Genomic DNA, 18597 nt, shown 5'->3' on the forward strand with positions numbered 1-18597 from the left:
GGGAGACCACACGTGCAATTCAATTGGGATGACATTCGAATATTCCTCGAAATCCAGCGTACTGGCCGATTGAGCCGCGCAGCAAAACGGCTTGGCGTGAGCCACACCACCATTGCGCGGCGCATACGGCAATTGGAAACGCGTTTTGGGTGCCATCTATTCGAACCCACTGGCGGGGGCCTCATATTGACCGAAGCAGGTCAGGAGATGCTTCAGAAAGCCATGGAAATGGAAAACTCCGCCATCGACATTTCATCGCGGATCTCCCGGCTGGAGGGTAAGAACCGAGGGCGTGTACGTGTTGGCGCACCGGATGGTTTTGGGAATGCGGTGCTTTCACATATTTTGCCAGAACTGGTTAAGACCCATCCAGGCACCGAGATCGAGTTTGTCCCGGTTCCTGCGGCGCATAAGTTGTGGCGCAGAGATGTTGATATAGCGGTGAGTCTTGATCGCCCGATGGCGGGCCGCGTGATCATGAGAAAACTGACGGACTATGATCTTCTGCTTTATGCTGGCCCGGATTTTTTTACCGATCAAACGTCGCCAACATGCCGCGAAGACCTCAAGGAATTTCCTTTTATCGGCTACATTGACGAGTTGCTTTACACACCTGAATTAGACTTCAACAGGGGCATTCTTTCTGACCTCAATGTCGTCTACCGTGCAGCAACCGTTAAGGCGCAATTCGACGCCGTGCGGAACAACGCAGGTCTGGGTGTGCTTCCTTGCTTTATGGCGCGAGATACTGATCTTGTCCCGATTTTGCCCGATGAGATCAATTTCACACGTACATATTGGCTACTTTATCCTGAGGAATACCGGCTATTGCCCCAAATTCAGGCGGTCAGCAGATTCATCCACAAACGGACAAACGATATGGGTGCAGTTTTCCGGTCCCAGTGAGCAATGATGCACACCCGCGCCATTTGAGAGCGCAGACGAGTTTTGTGAACCCTAAATAGTTGCCTGCCAACTCATCGTAATGTGCCGCGCACCCACGGAAGTGTTTGATCTTACTGAAGCGACCGCTCAACTGCCTTGCGGTCCTGGTAAAGAACCGCATCAGCTGCATCCAAAGGGCCAAAGGCATGCCAAAACCTGCAACTAGGGCCAAATTGCATATCGAGTTCTCATAGGTGAACCGAGACCGCTCGTCCCCCAAAAGCTCAGCCGCTCTGAACGGAGACATCAACCGAATTTTTCCAAAGCGCACATGCCCTTGGGAAAATGTGATTAGAAGTGGTGAGCCCGTCCGGGTTCGAACCGGAGACCTACTGATTAAAAGTCAGTTGCTCTACCAACTGAGCTACAGGCCCACTAGGCGCTGTACTTAGAAAGGAGCGGCGGGGGGGTCAAGCCCATAAAGCGCGAAATTTCGGGCACCTGCTGGATTAGTTTCGCAGGCAGCGTTATATGCGCGATATGTATAGTGATTTCACCAACGGTTTGCCCTTCATGAAGATGCACGGGCTGGGAAACGACTTTGTTGTCGTGGACTTGCGCGGGCACGACTCGCCAATGACGGCAGATTTGGCCAAACGAATCGGGCATCGGCAATTTGGCGTCGGATTCGATCAGCTTGCCCTGATCTCAGACGGGGCTGGTGACGCACATCTTACTTTTTATAATTCTGACGGCTCTCAGGCAGCGGCATGCGGCAATGCAACCCGATGTATCGCACGGTTCCTGATGGACGAATCCGGCAAGACGGCCTTGCGCCTGACAACAGAGCGGGGCGAGCTTGCCGCACGTGATATGGGCGCAGGCATAACATCGGTAAACATGGGGCATCCGCTGCTGGAATGGCAAGACATCCCTCTGGCGCGCGCCATGGATACGCTTGAGCTGCCAATTGACGGTGCTCCCACGGCCACTGGCATGGGCAATCCCCATTGCACGTTCTTTGTCGAAGACGCAGATGCTGTTGATCTGACCACCTTCGGTCCGGGTATTGAAAACCATCCGCTGTTCCCGCAGCGCACCAATGTTCAGGTTGCCCAGATCATCGGGCCCGACCACATTCGCATGCGGGTCTGGGAGCGGGGCGTGGGCGTCACATTGGCGTCCGGCTCCTCCTCCTGCGCCACAGCGGTTGCAGCCACTCGCAAGGGGCTTACTGGGCGCACTGTGCGCATTGATCTGGATGGCGGCACCCTGACCGTTGACTGGCGCGAGGATGGTGTCTGGATGACCGGTCCAACGGCCCATGTTTTCAGCGGCACGCTCACCCCTGCCTTTTTGAGAACACCCCTATGACCGCCCCCGTATTCTCTAACCACGGCTGCCGGCTGAACGCCTATGAGGTTGAGGCGATGAAGGACCTTGCCGATCAGGCGGGGCTGGAAAACGCCGTGATCGTCAACACCTGTGCTGTGACATCAGAGGCCGTGCGCAAAGCCCGGCAGGACATTCGAAAACTGCGCAAGACACACCCCGATGCCCGGCTGATCGTCACCGGCTGCGCCGCCCAGACGGAACCGGACACATTCGCGAATATGGATGAGGTCGACGCCGTTATCGGCAATACGGAAAAGATGCTGGGTGCCACATGGCAAGGATTGGCCGCTGATTTCATTGGGGAAACCGAAACAGTTCAGGTTGACGACATCATGTCAGTCACCGAAACCGCCGGACATCTGATTGATGGGTTCGGCACCCGCAGCCGCGCCTATGTGCAGGTCCAGAACGGCTGCGATCACCGCTGTACCTTTTGCATCATCCCTTATGGTCGCGGTAATTCACGATCCGTGCCCGCAGGCGTGGTTGTCGATCAGATCAAACGTCTGGTGGACAAAGGCTTTAACGAAGTGGTGCTGACCGGTGTTGATCTGACCTCTTGGGGCGCTGACCTGCCCGCGACCCCGCGTCTGGGTGACCTTGTGATGCGTATTTTGCGGCTGGTGCCAGACCTGCCGCGCCTCAGAATCAGCTCGATCGACAGTATCGAGGTTGATGACAATCTGATGGCTGCCATTGCCACGGAGCCGCGGTTGATGCCGCATCTACATCTGTCGTTGCAGCATGGTGATGACATGATTCTGAAACGCATGAAACGCCGCCATTTGCGCGACGATGCCATTGCCTTCTGTACCGAAGCCCGCAAGTTGCGGCCCCATATGACCTTTGGTGCCGATATCATCGCCGGCTTTCCGACAGAAACGGACGCGATGTTTGAAAATGCTCTCGCGCTGGTCGAGGACTGCGACCTGACCTGGTTGCATGTCTTTCCCTATTCCGCCCGTCCGGGCACCCCCGCGGCACGCATGCCCGCTGTAAACGGCAAGGTGATCAAAGCGCGCGCTGCACGGTTGCGGGCGGCAGGCGAGGCGCAGGTGCGCCGCCACCTGAAGGCCCAGGTTGGGCGCAGTCATCATGTTCTGATGGAAAATGCGACCATGGGCCGGACAGAGCAGTTCACAGAGGTGCATTTTGAGACGGCCCAAAGCGAGGGCCAGATCGTGACAGCAACCATTCGCGACACGGCTGAAAACCACCTGATCGCCTGATCACGGGCAAGCGGAAACTTTCAAAGTTTACGTCCGTTTTCTTTTAAAGAAAACGCCCACCCTCGCGACCGTCATCACAAAGAAAAACCCCCGCAGCATGGCCACGGGGGTTTTCCTGAACTTGAAAGGTGCGCTTACACCTCGTCTTTGTATTTCCGCTTAACCGGCGCCCAGAGGCGCTTGTTGGTCAGGTACAACAGGACCGACAGCAAGGTCAAAAAGATCACACCGGCAAAACCGGCTTGCTTGCGAGCCATCATCTTGGGTTCGGCGGTCCACATCAAAAAGGCGGAAACATCCGCTGACAGATGGTGCAGATCGGCGTCATGGCCGTCTACAAACTCTACCGAATCGTCACCCAATGGTGGGGCCATCGCGATCCAGCCGCCTGGAAAAGCGGTGTTTTCGTAAAAGGTTACACCGGCTTGCTCTTTCTCCTCACCGGTATAGCCTGTCAGAAGCGATGCGATATATTCCGGTCCACCAATCCCTTTGAAGAACTGGTTGATGCCCAGACCGTAAGGCCCGTGGAAACCTGCACGTTTCTTCGCCATCAGCGACAGATCCGGCGCATTTTCCAAAGCAGAATCCGGGAAGTGATCCGTTGGCAATGCTTCACGGAAATCTTCCAGATCATCGTCATAGACTTCGAACTGCTTGGCATATTCGATGACCTGCTCTTCGGGCAGTGTCGGGCCATTCTCATCACCCAGGGTGCGGATCGGCACGAACTTCAGTCCGTGACAGGCGGCGCAGACCTCTGTGTAGACCTGCAAACCGCGCTGAAGCTGGTTCACATCATAAGATCCAAACGGCCCTTCAAAAGAAAAGTCGAAGTCTTCGATATGCTGGTCACCACCACCCGCAGCCATCGCACCAAAGGTGCTCAGGCCCAGGGCAGCAATCGCAGAGACGGTTAGTTTCTTGATCATGCTCATCTCAATCACTCCGCCGGCTTTACAGTGGTGTTGGCACCACCGTTCTGTTTCGCATAACTCGCCTTCACGGCGTCTTCAATGGTCGCAGGTTGCGCCAGAGGTTTCTCGATCACACCCAGCAGCGGCAGGATCACCAGGAAGTAGGCGAACCAATAGGCCGACGCGATCAATGAGAAACTCGCATAGGGTTCTTCCGCAGGCATCGCACCCAGCCACATCAGGGCAAAGAAGTCGATCACCAGCAGGGCAAACCACCATTTGAACATCGGGCGATAGCGGCCAGACCGTACATTCGATGTATCCAACCATGGCACCAGCGCCATCACGGCAATCGCACCAAACATCGCCAGCACCCCAAAGAACTTGGCGTCGATGATACCACCGGTCACAAAGGACGCGATTTGTACAACCCAGACTTCAGAAGTGAAGGCACGCAAAATTGCGTAGAACGGCAAGAAGTACCATTCGGGAACGATGTGGGCCGGCGTCGCCAGCGCGTTTGCTTCGATGTAGTTGTCAGGGTGACCAAGGTAGTTCGGCATAAAGCCGACAACTGCAAAAAACACGACAAGGATCACGGCCAGTGCAAACAGGTCCTTGATCACAAAGTAGGGCCAGAACGGCAGCGTGTCTTTCTCGGCTTCCTCTTTTGAGCCACGGCGCACTTCAACACCCGATGGGTTGTTGTTGCCGGTAGAGTGGAACGCCCAGATATGCACGATCACCAGACCTGCAATCACAAACGGCAGCAGGTAATGCAGGCTGAAGAAACGGTTCAGCGTGGCATTGTCTACCGCAGGTCCGCCCAGCAGGAAGGTCTGCAAACCCTCACCGATGAACGGGATCGCACCGAACAGGCCGGTAATAACTGTTGCACCCCAGAATGACATTTGACCCCAAGGCAGAACATAACCAAGGAAGCCAGTCGCCATCATCAGCAGGTAGATCAGCATGCCGACAATCCACGTCACTTCGCGTGGTGCCTTGTAGGAACCATAGTAAAGGCCGCGGAAGATGTGGGCGTAAACCGCAATAAAGAACAGCGATGCGCCGTTGGCGTGCATGTAGCGCAGCATATGCCCGCCATTCACGTTGCGCATGATGTGCTCAACAGAGGAGAACGCCAGATCAACATGCGGTGTGTAATGCATCGCCAGCACAATGCCGGTGACGATCTGCAGCACCAGACAGAAGGCCAGTACAATGCCCCAGATCCACATCCAGTTCAGGTTCTTGGGTGTGGGGATCATCAATGTGTCGTACACGAGGCCAATAACCGGCAAACGGCTGTTCAGCCACTTTTCGCCTTTGGTCTTTGGCTCGTAATGGTCGTGAGGAATTCCGGACATCTTTTGCTCCCTTAACCCAGTTTAATCGTGGTGTCGTTCACGAAAGCAGCCACAGGCACCGGCAGGTTTGTCGGTGCGGGCCCTTTGCGGATACGGCCCGCGGTGTCGTAATGCGAACCGTGGCAGGGGCAGAACCAACCACCAAAATCACCGGCATCGCCCAAAGGCACACAGCCAAGATGCGTACAAACGCCCATCATCACCAGCCATTCGCCCGCTTCATCCAGCGTGCGGTTGACGTCATCCGCAGTTGCGCCGGCCGGCAGGTTGCCGTTTTCCGCGCCCTGATCCGGCAGTTCGGACAATTCAACCGCACGGGCGGCTTCGATTTCTTCTGCCGTACGGCGGCGAATGAACACCGGCTTGCCCAACCATTTGACCGTCAGCTGCGAACCGGGCTCCAGATCACCCACATCGACGCGAATCGATGACAGGGCCAGAACATCGGCCGAGGGGTTCATCTGATTGGCCAGTGGCCAAACTGCGGCACCTACGGCGACAGCGCCTGTACCGGCTGTTGCATAATACAGGAAATCCCTGCGTGTGCCTTCGTGGTCTTCTGCGTTGGACACGTCTTTTCTCCAATCTTACGGGCCCCAAAAGGACCACCAGCAATGAAGGCGACGCACGGGACGTCACCTGATTTGGTTCGGTATCTAGCCCGCAGACCCCCGTGCGTCTAGATGCCAATCACGCGCAAAGGGTCGCAGGAGGGGGTTAAGATCATGAAAACTGAGCCCATTTGCACTGCTCAGGCCGCTGGCGGGCGTGTTGCCTGCATGGAAGGGCGCGAATCAAACTGCGCATACCATGCCGCCAAAGCGTCATTTCCAGTGCGCCAGCCGCGCGCATCATGGCGAAAATCCACATAACCCAAGGCGCAGGCCACCGCGATTTGCCCCATATCCAGTGGCCCGGCCAAATGGCTCATCCAGCGGGTGTTCAGGGCGGCACAGGCCCGTGCGACCTTGCCCCACTGACCATCAACCCATGCGTCCATCCGCTTGTCCTCGGGGCGCATCCGCCACTCATAGGCCATCAGCAGGGCTGCATCCAGAATACCATCTGCGGTCGCCTCAAGCGTCAGGATATCCCAATGCCGCGCACCGCTGCCATATAGCGACCCTTTGGCGCGGTCGTTCAGATACGCGCAAATCACCCTGCTGTCATAAAGCGCCGGCCCTTCCGCACGTTCCAGCGCAGGCACCTTGCCCAGCGGGTTGCTGGACAGCAAATTCTGATCAGGTTCCAGCGGCGTGGTGGTGCGCGTCTCAAGCGCCACATCCGCCAGCTGGCCGGTTTCGTGCAACAAAACCATAATCTTGCGCACATAAGGAGACGTTGGGGAATAAGCGAGTTTCATGGGCTGGCTCCTGCTTGGGTCAGACAAAGTATCACTGGAACGTGGCAAAGGTGCAATCGCTGGATTTCATTTGTCGCCCTGCACCTCGCCGTTCCCGGCACCGCGCATCAGCGCCGACAGGATATCCGTCTCGGCCCCGAAACCGCTGGACCGAACCTGATCCGCCGCCGCAAGGCGCACCGCATCCGGCTTGTTCTGACTTAGCTTCCATGTGCCATCCATGCCTGTGACTGTCATCTGGCACGGCACAATCATCCGCATCATCTTTTCCATCACACCATCCGACATCTTTGCAGTTTTCCAAGGTGGTTTGGGCAACAGTCTTTCTTCATAGGCCGCCGACTGTCGGTCCAGCAAATCCTGCAATTCCTCTTGTGGACGCAGCGCCAGCGTGCCGGTCAGATGCACCGCCACATAATTCCATGTCGGCACCTGGTCGGGCACACCGTACCAATCGGGCGAAATATAGCTGTCGCCCCCCACAATCGCGATGCGTGCGGCCAGCGGTTCCTTCAACGCCCGCGCAATCGGGTTGGATCGGACAAGGTGCAATTCGGCAACCGTGCCCTCTGCATTGATCAAAAACGGCACATGGCTGATCAACGGGCCATCCGCGCCATTCACCGCCAGAACGCCAAAACCACGTTCGCGGGCAAATCCAAGGTTTCGCGCAAAATCGGCGTCGTGATAAATTGGGTTGGGATGCATGGATCAACCTTTCTGACGGTACGTTCTGCCTTGCACAGAGCATTTTCTGACGGCAATGTGCAAGAATTCTCAGGGCGGGGTGCAATTCCCCACCGGCGGTAGGTGGGTACACCCACAAGCCCGCGAGCGGCCTTTCACGAGGTGTCAGCAGATCTGGTCAAATTCCAGAGCCGACGGTCATAGTCCGGATGAAAGAGAATGCGTGTTTATGCCCGGCTTGCCGTGTGTCGATACGTGATCGCCTTGGGTGGACGTGTCTGAACCTAAAGGAGAACGCATCATGACACATGGCCTTCACGCCCCCGCCCGTTTCGCATTCATCAAAGCACAGTGGCACGCCGATATCGTCGACCGCAGTCTGGATGGGTTTACCGAAACGATTCCCCTTAGCCAGATTGAAACCTTCGATGTGCCCGGTGCCTTCGAAATGCCCCTGATGGCGCAAAAGCTGGCGCTGACCGGGAAATATGACGCGGTCATCTGCGCTGCCTTTGTCGTCGATGGCGGTATTTACCGGCATGATTTTGTTGCCAGCGCCGTGGTTGACGGGTTGATGCGCGTGGGTCTTGATACCGGCGTGCCGGTGCTGTCGGTCTCCCTCACCCCGCACCAGTATCAGGAAACAGACCATCACAATGCGATCTATCGTGCGCATTTTGTCACCAAAGGCCGCGAAGCTGCATCAGCCGCACTTGCGATTCTCGAGGCGCATGACACCGTCGCAGCCTGAAGCGCTTTCTCTTAAAGAAAGCCTGCCGACGTTTTCAAAACCCGTGCGCGCCTAACCAAGGTACGCGCGTAACTCCGGCGGCGGATTCTCCATCAGTTCCACCGCCGGTTTCGGGGCCTCTGCCTGCCCCGCACTGACAAATACCACCTCATCCGCAATCCGACGCACATCTTCGGGCGCATGGGTCACCATGATCAACCCCGCCCCGGTTTCCGCCACCAGATCCTGCACCAGATCCAACATTTCGTTGCGCAAGGCCGGTCCCAATGCCGCAAAGGGTTCGTCCAGCAGTACCCAAGGCCGCGCTTGCACCAGCACCCGCGCCAGCGCTGCACGGCTTTGTTGCCCGCCAGAGAGCGCGCCGGGTTTCTTATCCGCTTGATCTGCCAGCCCAACACGCGTCAGGGCCTGCGCCACCCGCGTCTGCCCCTGTGCGTTCAACCGCAAATCCGGCCTGATCCCCAAACCAACATTCTGCGTCACAGTCAGATGCGGAAACAGGTTGTTGTCCTGAAACAACATCGTCATTGGCCGCGCTCCGGGGTCCGCATCCGTAATCTCGCGTTCCTGCCAGAACAGACGCCCTTGCGCCAAAGGTACAAATCCACAAAGCGCCCCCAGCAATGTGGATTTTCCCGCCCCTGAGGGACCGATCACTGCATATTTGCGCCCCTGCTCCAGCGTCATATCCGCCGTCATGCGAAACGCGCCCAGCACAATTTCAAATCCTTCAAGCCGCAGCATAACGTCTCCCCATGGCATCACAGACCCAGAAGATGCCCAACGCCATTACCAATAAAACCAATGCCGCACCCGCTGCCGCTTCCATCCGGTAGGCCCCCATCAAACGATACATCTGCAAGGGCAAGGTTGCGCGTTCAGTATCTGCAAACAAGGCGATCACACCAAGGTCCCCCATCGACAACGCCCCCGTCAAACCTGCCGCAAACCCCAGTTGCGGGGCCAGTCGCGGCAGGATCACCCAGCGCCACAAGGGCCAGCCACGCAGACCCAAACCCGCGCTAAGACGGCCAAAATCCATCACCGTATCCCGCAGACGCGGCACGATAATGCGCAGACAAAACGGCAAGGCCATCAAGGCATTGACCAGCGCCGTCACCGGCAGGGCCAGATCCGCAGGGTTCATCACCGGATTGATCACGATAAACCATCCCGTCCCAATCATCAGCGGCGAGGCAGACAGCCCCAGCAGGCCAATCGCCTCAACCCCGCCCGCCCGTTTCGACGCGATCCACCCGGCCATCGGCAACGCCAGAAGCGTCAGGACCAGCACACTGATCAAGGCCACAGACAACGACGATCCCGCCGCAGTCCAGACCGTCATCGGCATCTGCATCACACCCATCGCTCCGCGCAGCACAACAGCAATCAGCGGCAGCACCAGAAACCCGGCACCCAGTGCGATCACCGCCAGATCCAGCACCGCCTGCACCCCACCCCGCGCATCCCAGCGTTGCTGTGGCCGATCCTGCCCGCCACCAATCGACATCACCGGAATGATCCATAGCGCCAGCAGCGCAGCCCCCCCTGCCACGACCAACTGCACAACAGACAGCAAGGCCGCACGGCTCAGATCAAAGTCAAACCGGAACGCCTGATAGATTGCCAGTTCCAGCGTTGTCGCCTTCGGCCCGCCACCCAGTGTCAGCGCCACCGCGAAGCTGGTCAGGCAAATTACAAATATCAACGCCGCCACTCCCGGCACGATCTGGCGCAGCAGCGGCACTTCGATCACCCGAAACATCGCCCACGGCGTCAGGCGCAGTTGCGCGGCCAGCCGAAACCGTTCCGCTGGCACAGTCTGCCACCCTTGCAGCAACAGCCGTGTCGCCAACGGGAGGTTAAAAAACACATGCGCCAGCACAACGCCGTGTAATCCGTAGATCGACACCGGCGGCAGACTGAGCTGCGTCAGCACAGCGTTCAGCCAGCCGCTTCTGCCGAAAATGGTTAGCAAACCAAGGACCGCCACAATGACAGGCAAAATAAACGGCGCACCCAAAAGCGTGACCAGAATAGCGCGCCCAACAAACCGTCGTCGCGCTAGGGCACGCGCCAACGGCACCGCCAGAACCACCGAGAGTATCGCAGATAAAAACGCCTGCCAAACCGTGAAGCGCAACGCGCTCCAATCAGAGACGGCGAGCCCCGCACCCGCCTCTGCCCGCGACATCACGGCTACGAGCGCGCCAAGGATCAACACAACAACCAAAGCCGCTGCGCTGATCCCCGATTTTGTACTTACTGCGAGAGCGCGGAAAGCCATTCGGCCAATGCCTCATCGCGCAATGCAGGCACTTTATCCGCTTCGATCAGACGGGCGTTTTCGGGTGTGACCAATTCCTCGAACCCTGTGGCCAAACCACCCGATGGCATCACCGCCGGATACATCCAGTTGGTTGTCGGCAGGATCGTCTGCGCCGCATCCGACACCATAAATTGCATGAACTCTGCCGCCAGCTCCGGCTGGTCCGATCCGGCCAGACGCCCGACAACCTCGATCTGCATATAATGACCCTCATCAAAGATCGCCGCCGCTTTGGTTTCATCCTCTTCCGCGATGATGTGATAGGCAGGTGAAGTCGTATAGGACAGCACCATATCCGCCTCACCCTCAAGGAACAGACCGTAAGCCTCTGACCAGCCTTTGGTCACGGTCACAACGTTATCCGCCAGTGCTTCCCAAATCGCCGGGGCCTCATCGCCGTATACATCCTTGACCCACATCAGCAGGCCCAGACCCGGCGTTGATGACCGCGGGTCCTGAATTACGATTTTCAAATCGCTCTCGCCCAGCGCCTTGAAGTTTGCCGGAGCCTCCAGATCCTTGTTGTGGACAAAGGCAAAATAGCCCCAGTCATAAGGCGCAAATGTCGTGTCGGCCCAATCCACCGGCAGGGCATAATCGGCCGTGACTTCCGTTGTGGCAAACAGCTCCGTTTCCTTGGCCGCCGCGATCAGGCTGGTGTCCAGCCCCAGCACCAGATCCGCATCCGTGCGTGCGCCCTCCAGCTTGAGCCGCGCCAGCAAGGCTGCGCCATCGCCATTGCCGACAAATTTCAAATCACAGCCACAGGTTTCCTCAAACGCCTTTTCGATCTGTGGGCCGGGGCCCCAGTCAGCGACAAAGCTGTCGTAGGTGTAAACAACAAGTTCAGGTGTATCCGCAGCGGCTGCTGTCGCGGCGATCAGTGTTGTAGCAGCAAGTGTAAGAGCCTTCATGGCATCCTCCAAAATGCGGCGATGAGAAGTATTGGAAATTGCCAAAACCTTCCCTCCGCCGGTGTTAACCGGTTCAGGTTCGACGGGTCAGCTTGCGCTATCTCAGCTAGGCGTTTTCGGAACTCAAAAATCATCTTGTATTTGGAAGCACACCGTCTTGGTGGGCATCCAGATGCATCTAAGTCCAAAGGCGCGTTAGCTCCCCGAGGTAGGGGAAAGAGATAGGTGGATGAGGATTGGTTGGCAAGTGGGGAAGGCAAAGTGAGGGGGGTTAGCGACATGGCCGGCGCGAATATCTGCATCGAGCCCCTAGGTAGCTATTCAACACGCGATGGAACCAATGATTGACGTGCCAAAAACAGAAGCTACATTTGAAAATTAGATGATTTGAGATGAGGCCAGATTTGCGAACTTATCCTATCCCCTTCAACGAGGAAGCCCGGCTTCGGGCAGTGTTTTCAGTTCCCGGCCTACGTGAGGAAAATACTAAAGTCTTTGATGCGATTTGTGAGGCAACAAGGCATCTTCTCGACTGTCCGATCGCTCATATCAGTGTCGTCGAGGATGATACACAATGGTACAAATCCGTGGTGGGCATCGAACTCAGCCGGATGCCAAAAAACAACAGCTTTTGCGCCCATACGATTATGTCTGGCGAACCGATGATTGTGCCGGACCTAAGCAAAGACCCTCGATTTGAAGCCCACCCCATGGTTGCCGAGGGAGGACCAGGCGCACGTTATTATGCCGGAGTGCCACTGGTCCTTTCTTCAGGTCAACGTTTTGGAAGCCTGTGTGGCCTCGATCTGGTGCCCCATGAAGCGCCGTCCGATCAGGCCATAACTATTCTTACTGACTTGGGAAAAGCTGTCGTCGCAGCATTGGAAGGTGCGCCGCCAAGTTTTGCCGATACGGGGGAAGATGTAACTGGAAAGACGACCTTTATTACCTTGGTAGGACATGAACTGCGAACACCGCTTACGATCCTTTTTGGTAGTATCAAGTTGCTTGAAGCAACGGCAGAAGGTGGCGTCAACAAGTTGGTACTAAGCTCAGCACGCAAGTCGGCCAAGCATCTGATCGACCTCGTTGAAACGATTATCACCTATAGTGATGTCTCAACAGGTGAATTGAGGCTAAACGAGCAAGCCTGCAAATTGAACGAGTTGCTAGACGATACTGCTGGGTTGATACTACCGAACGCGGATGGCGTTTTGAAGTCAGCTTCTGTTGATAGCAATTCGGTTGACATTCCCCTCTACGTTGATGCCGATCAAATCAAACTCGCTCTGAACGCCCTGCTTCTCAATGCAATAAACCACGGCGGCGAAAATATTACTCTCAAAGGCAACATAGACGCGTCCGACAACATTGAGATTTCAATCACTGATGATGGCAAACTGGACGAGAAAGTGGAACTAGCAGCGCTTTATGAACCTTTTGTTGTCGGTGGAAACATTGAAAATAGGAGTACGCGAGGTGGGTTAGGTCTGGGGCTGCCATTAACCCGAAAACTGGTAGAGCTTCATGGAGGCGAATTCGAGGTGATAGCCGCCGACAATCACACGTCTGCTGTGATCCGCTTACCAGCTTGGCGCATGAAGGCTGATCAATTGAAATAATTGAAATAGTTGAAGGTTTTCGTCAATGGTTCAGGTGATAGTCCTTCAAACGACTTAATCGCAGCAATCTCCGCACACCCTACCTCCAAAACACCACGCGCCACTCTCTGCCCTTGAGCCACCTCTCATCGCCCGCTAAAGCTCTCCCCAACAGGAGCACCGCATATGTCGATCAACAGCTTTGGCCATCTTTTCCGCGTGACCACTTGGGGCGAAAGCCATGGACCGGCTTTGGGCGCAACTGTCGATGGTTGCCCTCCGGGTGTGCCGATCACAGCCGAGATGATCCAGCACTGGCTCGACAAGCGTAAACCCGGTCAGAACAAATTCACCACCCAGCGGCGCGAGGCGGATGAGGTGCGCATTCTGTCAGGGGTGTTTGAAGGTGTGACCACGGGCACACCCATCCAGCTGATGATCGAAAACACCGATCAGCGCTCCAAAGACTACGGCGATATCATGGACAAGTTCCGCCCCGGTCACGCCGATATCACCTATTACCAAAAATACGGCATCCGCGACTATCGCGGTGGCGGGCGGTCTTCGGCACGTGAAACCGCGAGCCGTGTGGCAGCGGGCGGTCTGGCGCGGGAGGCGATCAAGGCGATTGCGCCGGATGTGCAGATCACCGGCTATATGGTGCAGATGGGCCCACACCAAATTGACCGCAACAGCTTTGATTGGGACCAGATCGAACAAAACCCCTTCTGGGTACCAGATGCCAAAGCGGCAACCGAATGGGCCGACTACCTTGATGGGCTGCGCAAATCCGGTAGCAGCGTTGGCGCGATCATCGAAGTAACCGCGCGCAATGTGCCCGCCGGTCTGGGCGCGCCGGTCTACGGCAAGCTGGATACCGATCTGGCTGCGGCAATGATGTCGATCAACGCTGTCAAAGGGGTGGAAATCGGTGAAGGCATGTCAGCGGCGATGCTGACAGGCGAGCTGAACGCGGATGAGATCTTTATGGGGAACGACGGGCAGCCGCGCTATTCGTCAAACCACGCCGGCGGCATTCTGGGCGGCATCAGCACCGGGCAGGACATTGTTCTGCGCTTTGCCGTGAAGCCAACTTCAAGCATCCTGACCACCCGCAAGACCATCACCAAATCCGGTGAAGAAACCGAGATCATCACCAAGGGCCGCCACGACCCCTGCGTCGGCATCCGTGCTGTGCCAGTGGGCGAGGCGATGATGGCCTGTGTGCTGCTGGATCATATGTTGCTGCACCGCGGGCAGGTTGGTGAAAACCGCGGGCACATCGGCTAGGCGTCTTGTCTGCCGCCATCGCCGGACGGATGGATCGATCCTTCTGAACGCGGCTCTCCCAACCCAACGCTGTTCTTTATCAAATGGCTTTTTCGCCAATTGGATACACCAACGGCGGGCAACGATGCATTGCGCGCTGCCTGCATCTGCCTCTCCGATTTTAGAATACCCAAGCTGGGCGAACCACGAATCGCAACAGCGCTGGCAAACCCGCCTTGCACTTCCCCAGTCAGAGGCGCATTAAATGCCGCATGGCAGCTTCACTTACCTATAACAATCCCGCTCGCGCCATCGCACTGAAAACCGGCGCGGTCTTTTTGTTCATGGTGATGGCAGCCCTGATCAAAGCCGCTTCCGATGCTGTTCCCCCCGGTCAGGCGGTGTTCTTCCGCTCATTCTTTGCCTTGCCGATCATTGTGATCTGGCTCTGGCAACAGGGGCATCTGCACGATGGGTTCAAGGCAAATAACATCCTTGGGCATGTCTGGCGCGGGCTGTTCGGCACCACCGCAATGGCGCTGACCTTTGCCGGTCTGGCCTTGCTGCCCCTGCCCGAAGTTACCGCCATCGGCTATGCCACACCGATGTTCACCGTGATCCTTGCCGCTGTGCTGCTGGGCGAAAAGATACGCCTGTTCCGCCTGTCTGCTGTTGTGCTTGGCCTTGTCGGTGTGATGATTGTCCTCGCCCCGCGCCTGTCGCTTGATCAAAGCTATTCCGATGCGGCGACCTTTGGGGCGCTGCTGGTGCTTGCCGCCTCGATCCTGCGGGCATTGGTGCAGATCCATGTGCGCCGCTTGGTGCAAACCGACAGCACCTCGGCCATCGTGTTCTATTTCTCGCTGACAGCCACCGTTGTGTCGCTGCTAAGCCTGCCCTTGGGCTGGGTATTTCCAATACCGTCACTGGCCTGGACAAATCCGGGGTTTGAGGTGCTGGGGCTGGTCATTTGCGCCGGTCTGATCGGAGGCGTGGCGCAGATCATGGTCACCTCTTCTTACCGGTTTGGCACCGCCTCCATGCTGGCACCCTTTGACTATTCCTCAATGATCTTTGCCACCGCAATCGGCTGGCTGGTCTTTGGCGAAATCCCGACCCCGACCATTTTGATCGGTGCCGCCCTTGTCATTGCCGGTGGCGTATTGATCATATGGCGCGAACGCCAGCTGGGGCTGGACCGCAGCAAATCAAAACCCAGTATCGCCCCCGCGGGCTCACCCAACTGAGGACTTCACATGTCAGACGATGATCACAAGCAGAAGATGCAGGAACGCCAGGCCAGCCAACGCGCCAAAGTGGCCGAGTTGCAGGACCCCGACAAAGGCCTTGTGCTGGTGCATACCGGCGCTGGCAAAGGCAAATCCTCTTCGGCCTTTGGCGTGGTTGTGCGTGCCCTGGGCTGGAAACAAAAGGTCGGTGTGATCCAGTTCATCAAGGGCAAATGGAAAACCGGCGAACGGCAGTTTTTCGACCGTCTGGGAGAGGTCACCTGGCATACCATGGGCGAGGGTTTCACCTGGGACACACAGGACAAGGACCGCGACATCGCCGCCGCCCAAGCTGCCTTTGCCAAGGGCCGCGAGATGATGGAAAGCGGCGATTACGACCTGATCGTCATGGATGAAATCAACATCGCCATGCGCTATGATTATCTGTCAGTGGCAGATGTCATCGCCGGCTTGAACGCGCGCGACAAGCGCACCGGCGTGATCCTGACCGGACGCGACGCCAAGCCTGAACTCTGCGAATATGCCGATCTGGTGACCGAAATGACCGAAGTGAAACACCCGTTCAAAGCTGGCATCAAAGCCCAGCGTGGCGTTGATTTTTAAGCGCTCCTTGATGAAGCGCCTGCCAAAATGACGCTACGTCACCATCTAGGGTAGAAGAATCATGTTAGCCTGACCTTTTCTAGGGAGGGATATCATGAACAAGACTTACGTATTAAGCGCCCTATTGGCCTTTGGTCTGGGCGCGACAGGGGCGTTGGCGCAGGATTGCGAGCATTCACAATGGGGTGAAGGTGACACCATCGGCTCTGCCAATCTGGTCACCCCCGAACGCACCTTGGCCGCGGCCAAACTGATCAAACAAGGCAAGTCCCTGCCGCTGGGCATTACCATCGGCACCGACACACCTGCCTTTCCGCCCCGTTCGCTGAACCTGCAAGTGGTTCAGCCCAACCAGCAAGGCGGCATCAAGCTGTCCGGTTTCGGGTATGAAGGCAATTACAATGACGACATCCTGCAAACATGGATCGGTATCGGTTCGCAACTCGATGGCTTGGGCCATCTGGGCGAGGACGGCATGTATTACAATTGTCATGACGAGAAAGAAATCAGCGTTATCACGGGCCTGACCAAACTGGGCACCCATGCTGTGCCGCCGCTTGTCGGGCGCGGCGTGGTCCTTGACATGGCCGCCCATGCTGGCGTTGAAGTGATGGCCGCCGGTCAAAGCTTTGGCTCCACCGAGATCAAGGAAGCCGCCGCAGCGCAGGGTGTGACACTGGGGGAAGGCGACATCATCCTGTTTCACACCGGCTGGACCGAAGGCATGTTCGAAAGCGATCCCGCCGCATGGGGTGCGGCCGAGCCGGGCCTGACCAACGAAGGCGCGGTCTATCTCGCCTCATTGAACCCAATCGCCGTTGGCGCAGATACATGGGGACTGGATGCCATCCCGCCGGCAGAGGGGGACAAGGTGTTCTACGGCCATGTAACCCTGTTGAAAGACAACGGCATCTACATCCTGGAGACGATGAATGTCGGCCCCCTGCTGCGCGAAGGGGTAAATGAGTTCATGTTTGTCCTGGGCCAGGCCCGTATCCAAGGCACCGTGCAGGCGATGATCAATCCGGTTGCGCTGTATTAAGCTGCCTTAAAAACGAAAAACGGGGCAATTTTTATTGCCCCGTTTGTAGATCAGATGTGGTGAAAGACTAAACCCGCACCAACTTCTCATAGCTCTCCGCGATATCCCGCGTCATCGCGCCAACCTCGAACGTGTAGTCGCCGATCTGCCCCACCGGCGTGACCTCTGCGGCGGTGCCTGTCAGCCAGCATTGCTCGAACCCTTCCAGCTCTTCCGGCATGATGTGGCGCTCGTGTACCTTGATGCCCTTTTCCTTCAGCATCCCCACAACCGTCTGGCGCGTGATCCCGTTCAGGAAACAATCCGGGTCTGGCGTATGTACCTCGCCATTCTTGACGAAGAAAATATTCGCTCCCGTCGCCTCGGCCACATAGCCGCGATAATCAAACATCATCGCGTCCGAACAGCCCTTTGCCTCAGCAGCATGTTTGGACATGGTGCAGATCATATAAAGGCCCGCCGCTTTTGCGTGGCATGGAATCGTTTCCGGTGAGGGACGCTTCCATTTGGAGATGTCCAGTTTTGCGCCTTTGGTTTTTGCATCACCGTAATAGGCACCCCATTCCCAAACTGCGATGGCCAGACGTACAGGGTTGCGGGCAGAGGCAACCCCCATGTCCTCACCCGCCCCGCGCCATGCGATGGCCCGCACATAGGCATCCTGCAAACCGGAGGCCGCAAGGGTCTCAACCTTGGCGGCTTCAATCTCGTCCACGGTCCATGGAATTGTAAAATCCACCATCTCAGCAGAACGTTTCAGGCGTTCCGAATGTGCACGGCTTTTGAAGATCTTGCCACCATAGGCGCGCTCCCCCTCAAACACCGATGACGCGTAATGCATGGCATGGGTCAAAATGTGGATATTCGCATCGCGCCACTCCACCAACTTGCCATCCAGCCAGATCTGGCCGTCCCGATCATCATATGCACCCGCCATGGTATTTCTCCTGAACCTTTGTCATTTTATGAATATTGCGCAGACATCCAAAAAA

18 protein-coding genes, 1 tRNA gene and 1 riboswitch are annotated in these 18597 nt (G+C 56.9%); of the genes, 9 read left to right on the forward strand and 10 right to left on the reverse strand.

What is annotated here, in order from left to right:
• The first annotated feature begins 12 nt into the window (after window positions 1-12).
• On the forward strand, window positions 13-906 hold the full coding sequence (locus QQL78_RS14860) for a LysR family transcriptional regulator (protein WP_284374597.1): 894 nt from the start codon (window positions 13-15) through the stop codon (window positions 904-906).
• A 337-nt stretch (window positions 907-1243) separates the two neighbouring features.
• Here the strand turns inward: QQL78_RS14860 and QQL78_RS14870 are convergent.
• A tRNA-Lys gene (locus QQL78_RS14870) sits at window positions 1244-1319 on the reverse strand.
• A gap of 106 nt (window positions 1320-1425) precedes the next feature.
• Here QQL78_RS14870 and dapF point away from each other — a divergent pair.
• Together dapF and mtaB are read left to right on the forward strand one after the other, a co-directional pair.
• Window positions 1426-2259, forward strand: coding sequence for a diaminopimelate epimerase (gene dapF, locus QQL78_RS14875; RefSeq protein ID WP_284375608.1), 834 nt, complete (start codon window positions 1426-1428; stop codon window positions 2257-2259).
• Window positions 2256-3509, forward strand: a complete 1254-nt coding sequence (mtaB, locus tag QQL78_RS14880; RefSeq protein WP_284374598.1) for a tRNA (N(6)-L-threonylcarbamoyladenosine(37)-C(2))-methylthiotransferase MtaB — start codon at window positions 2256-2258, stop codon at window positions 3507-3509. The genes dapF and mtaB overlap by 4 nt, the downstream gene beginning before the upstream one ends.
• Before the next feature lie 134 nt (window positions 3510-3643).
• Here the strand turns inward: mtaB and QQL78_RS14885 are convergent, their stop codons facing one another.
• From QQL78_RS14885 to QQL78_RS14905, 5 genes are all read right to left on the reverse strand, one after another.
• Window positions 3644-4441: a cytochrome c1 gene (locus QQL78_RS14885; protein WP_284374599.1), complete on the reverse strand. Its 798-nt coding sequence runs from the start codon at window positions 4439-4441 to the stop codon at window positions 3644-3646.
• 11 nt (window positions 4442-4452) lie between these two features.
• The gene (gene petB, locus QQL78_RS14890; protein WP_284374600.1) at window positions 4453-5796 is read right to left on the reverse strand and encodes a cytochrome b; all 1344 of its coding nucleotides are present in this window, start codon (window positions 5794-5796) and stop codon (window positions 4453-4455) included.
• 11 nt (window positions 5797-5807) lie between these two features.
• Window positions 5808-6368: a ubiquinol-cytochrome c reductase iron-sulfur subunit gene (petA, locus tag QQL78_RS14895; RefSeq protein WP_284374601.1), complete on the reverse strand. Its 561-nt coding sequence runs from the start codon at window positions 6366-6368 to the stop codon at window positions 5808-5810.
• A gap of 179 nt (window positions 6369-6547) precedes the next feature.
• Window positions 6548-7159: a glutathione S-transferase gene (locus QQL78_RS14900; RefSeq protein ID WP_284374602.1), complete on the reverse strand. Its 612-nt coding sequence runs from the start codon at window positions 7157-7159 to the stop codon at window positions 6548-6550.
• A 66-nt stretch (window positions 7160-7225) separates the two neighbouring features.
• Window positions 7226-7867, reverse strand: a complete 642-nt coding sequence (locus QQL78_RS14905; RefSeq protein ID WP_284374603.1) for an FMN-binding negative transcriptional regulator — start codon at window positions 7865-7867, stop codon at window positions 7226-7228.
• Between the two features lie 61 nt (window positions 7868-7928).
• A riboswitch (FMN riboswitch) is annotated at window positions 7929-8071 on the forward strand.
• A gap of 76 nt (window positions 8072-8147) precedes the next feature.
• Here QQL78_RS14905 and QQL78_RS14910 point away from each other — a divergent pair.
• A complete protein-coding gene (locus tag QQL78_RS14910) occupies window positions 8148-8597 on the forward strand; it encodes a 6,7-dimethyl-8-ribityllumazine synthase (RefSeq protein WP_284374604.1) in 450 nt (149 codons plus the stop codon).
• Window positions 8598-8648: 51 nt separating this feature from the next.
• Here the strand turns inward: QQL78_RS14910 and QQL78_RS14915 are convergent, their stop codons facing one another.
• The 3 genes from QQL78_RS14915 to thiB are packed head-to-tail and all read right to left on the reverse strand — an operon-like array spanning window position 8649 to window position 11840.
• Window positions 8649-9341, reverse strand: a complete 693-nt coding sequence (locus QQL78_RS14915) for a thiamine ABC transporter ATP-binding protein (RefSeq protein WP_284374605.1) — start codon at window positions 9339-9341, stop codon at window positions 8649-8651.
• Entirely contained in the window at window positions 9328-10884 is a 1557-nt protein-coding gene (locus tag QQL78_RS14920) for a thiamine/thiamine pyrophosphate ABC transporter permease ThiP (RefSeq protein WP_284374606.1), read from the reverse strand. The genes QQL78_RS14915 and QQL78_RS14920 overlap by 14 nt, the downstream gene beginning before the upstream one ends.
• Window positions 10860-11840 (reverse strand): thiamine ABC transporter substrate binding subunit, encoded by a 981-nt coding sequence (thiB, locus tag QQL78_RS14925; protein WP_284374607.1) that lies wholly within the window; start codon window positions 11838-11840, stop codon window positions 10860-10862. Before thiB ends, QQL78_RS14920 begins: the two co-directional genes overlap by 25 nt.
• Window positions 11841-12232: 392 nt before the next feature.
• Between thiB and QQL78_RS14930 the strand changes: the two genes are divergently transcribed.
• The 5 genes from QQL78_RS14930 to QQL78_RS14950 all read left to right on the forward strand — a co-directional run bounded on the left by QQL78_RS14930 (window position 12233) and on the right by QQL78_RS14950 (window position 17605).
• Window positions 12233-13462, forward strand: coding sequence for a GAF domain-containing sensor histidine kinase (locus tag QQL78_RS14930; RefSeq protein WP_284374608.1), 1230 nt, complete (start codon window positions 12233-12235; stop codon window positions 13460-13462).
• A 165-nt stretch (window positions 13463-13627) separates the two neighbouring features.
• Window positions 13628-14731, forward strand: coding sequence for a chorismate synthase (gene aroC / locus QQL78_RS14935; RefSeq protein WP_284374609.1), 1104 nt, complete (start codon window positions 13628-13630; stop codon window positions 14729-14731).
• Window positions 14732-14982: 251 nt separating this feature from the next.
• Window positions 14983-15957 carry a DMT family transporter gene (locus QQL78_RS14940; RefSeq protein ID WP_284374610.1) on the forward strand — a complete coding sequence of 325 codons (975 nt, stop codon included), beginning with the start codon at window positions 14983-14985 and terminating at the stop codon, window positions 15955-15957.
• A gap of 9 nt (window positions 15958-15966) precedes the next feature.
• The gene (gene cobO, locus QQL78_RS14945; protein ID WP_284374611.1) at window positions 15967-16563 is read left to right on the forward strand and encodes a cob(I)yrinic acid a,c-diamide adenosyltransferase; all 597 of its coding nucleotides are present in this window, start codon (window positions 15967-15969) and stop codon (window positions 16561-16563) included.
• A 94-nt stretch (window positions 16564-16657) separates the two neighbouring features.
• Window positions 16658-17605: a cyclase family protein gene (locus QQL78_RS14950; protein ID WP_284374612.1), complete on the forward strand. Its 948-nt coding sequence runs from the start codon at window positions 16658-16660 to the stop codon at window positions 17603-17605.
• A gap of 67 nt (window positions 17606-17672) precedes the next feature.
• Here QQL78_RS14950 and QQL78_RS14955 read toward each other — a convergent pair whose 3' ends face one another.
• Window positions 17673-18542 (reverse strand): branched-chain amino acid aminotransferase, encoded by an 870-nt coding sequence (locus tag QQL78_RS14955; RefSeq protein WP_284374613.1) that lies wholly within the window; start codon window positions 18540-18542, stop codon window positions 17673-17675.
• Between the last annotated feature and the right edge of the window lie 55 nt (window positions 18543-18597).

The organism is Sulfitobacter pacificus (assembly GCF_030159975.1).
Classification (GTDB): Bacteria; Pseudomonadota; Alphaproteobacteria; order Rhodobacterales; family Rhodobacteraceae; genus Sulfitobacter; species Sulfitobacter pacificus.

Bases quoted from the DNA above. Each gene is read 5' to 3' on its own strand.
- dapF (WP_284375608.1), top strand. From the start codon at position 1,426: ATGTATAGTGATTTCACCAACGGTTTGCCCTTCATGAAGATGCACGGG.
- mtaB (WP_284374598.1), top strand. From the start codon at position 2,256: ATGACCGCCCCCGTATTCTCTAACCACGGCTGCCGGCTGAACGCCTAT.
- QQL78_RS14885 (WP_284374599.1), bottom strand. From the start codon at position 4,441: ATGATCAAGAAACTAACCGTCTCTGCGATTGCTGCCCTGGGCCTGAGC.
- petB (WP_284374600.1), bottom strand. From the start codon at position 5,796: ATGTCCGGAATTCCTCACGACCATTACGAGCCAAAGACCAAAGGCGAA.
- QQL78_RS14900 (WP_284374602.1), bottom strand. From the start codon at position 7,159: ATGAAACTCGCTTATTCCCCAACGTCTCCTTATGTGCGCAAGATTATG.
- QQL78_RS14905 (WP_284374603.1), bottom strand. From the start codon at position 7,867: ATGCATCCCAACCCAATTTATCACGACGCCGATTTTGCGCGAAACCTT.
- QQL78_RS14910 (WP_284374604.1), top strand. From the start codon at position 8,148: ATGACACATGGCCTTCACGCCCCCGCCCGTTTCGCATTCATCAAAGCA.
- QQL78_RS14915 (WP_284374605.1), bottom strand. From the start codon at position 9,341: ATGCTGCGGCTTGAAGGATTTGAAATTGTGCTGGGCGCGTTTCGCATG.
- QQL78_RS14920 (WP_284374606.1), bottom strand. From the start codon at position 10,884: ATGGCTTTCCGCGCTCTCGCAGTAAGTACAAAATCGGGGATCAGCGCA.
- thiB (WP_284374607.1), bottom strand. From the start codon at position 11,840: ATGAAGGCTCTTACACTTGCTGCTACAACACTGATCGCCGCGACAGCA.
- QQL78_RS14930 (WP_284374608.1), top strand. From the start codon at position 12,233: ATGAGGCCAGATTTGCGAACTTATCCTATCCCCTTCAACGAGGAAGCC.
- aroC (WP_284374609.1), top strand. From the start codon at position 13,628: ATGTCGATCAACAGCTTTGGCCATCTTTTCCGCGTGACCACTTGGGGC.
- QQL78_RS14940 (WP_284374610.1), top strand. From the start codon at position 14,983: ATGGCAGCTTCACTTACCTATAACAATCCCGCTCGCGCCATCGCACTG.
- cobO (WP_284374611.1), top strand. From the start codon at position 15,967: ATGTCAGACGATGATCACAAGCAGAAGATGCAGGAACGCCAGGCCAGC.
- QQL78_RS14950 (WP_284374612.1), top strand. From the start codon at position 16,658: ATGAACAAGACTTACGTATTAAGCGCCCTATTGGCCTTTGGTCTGGGC.
- QQL78_RS14955 (WP_284374613.1), bottom strand. From the start codon at position 18,542: ATGGCGGGTGCATATGATGATCGGGACGGCCAGATCTGGCTGGATGGC.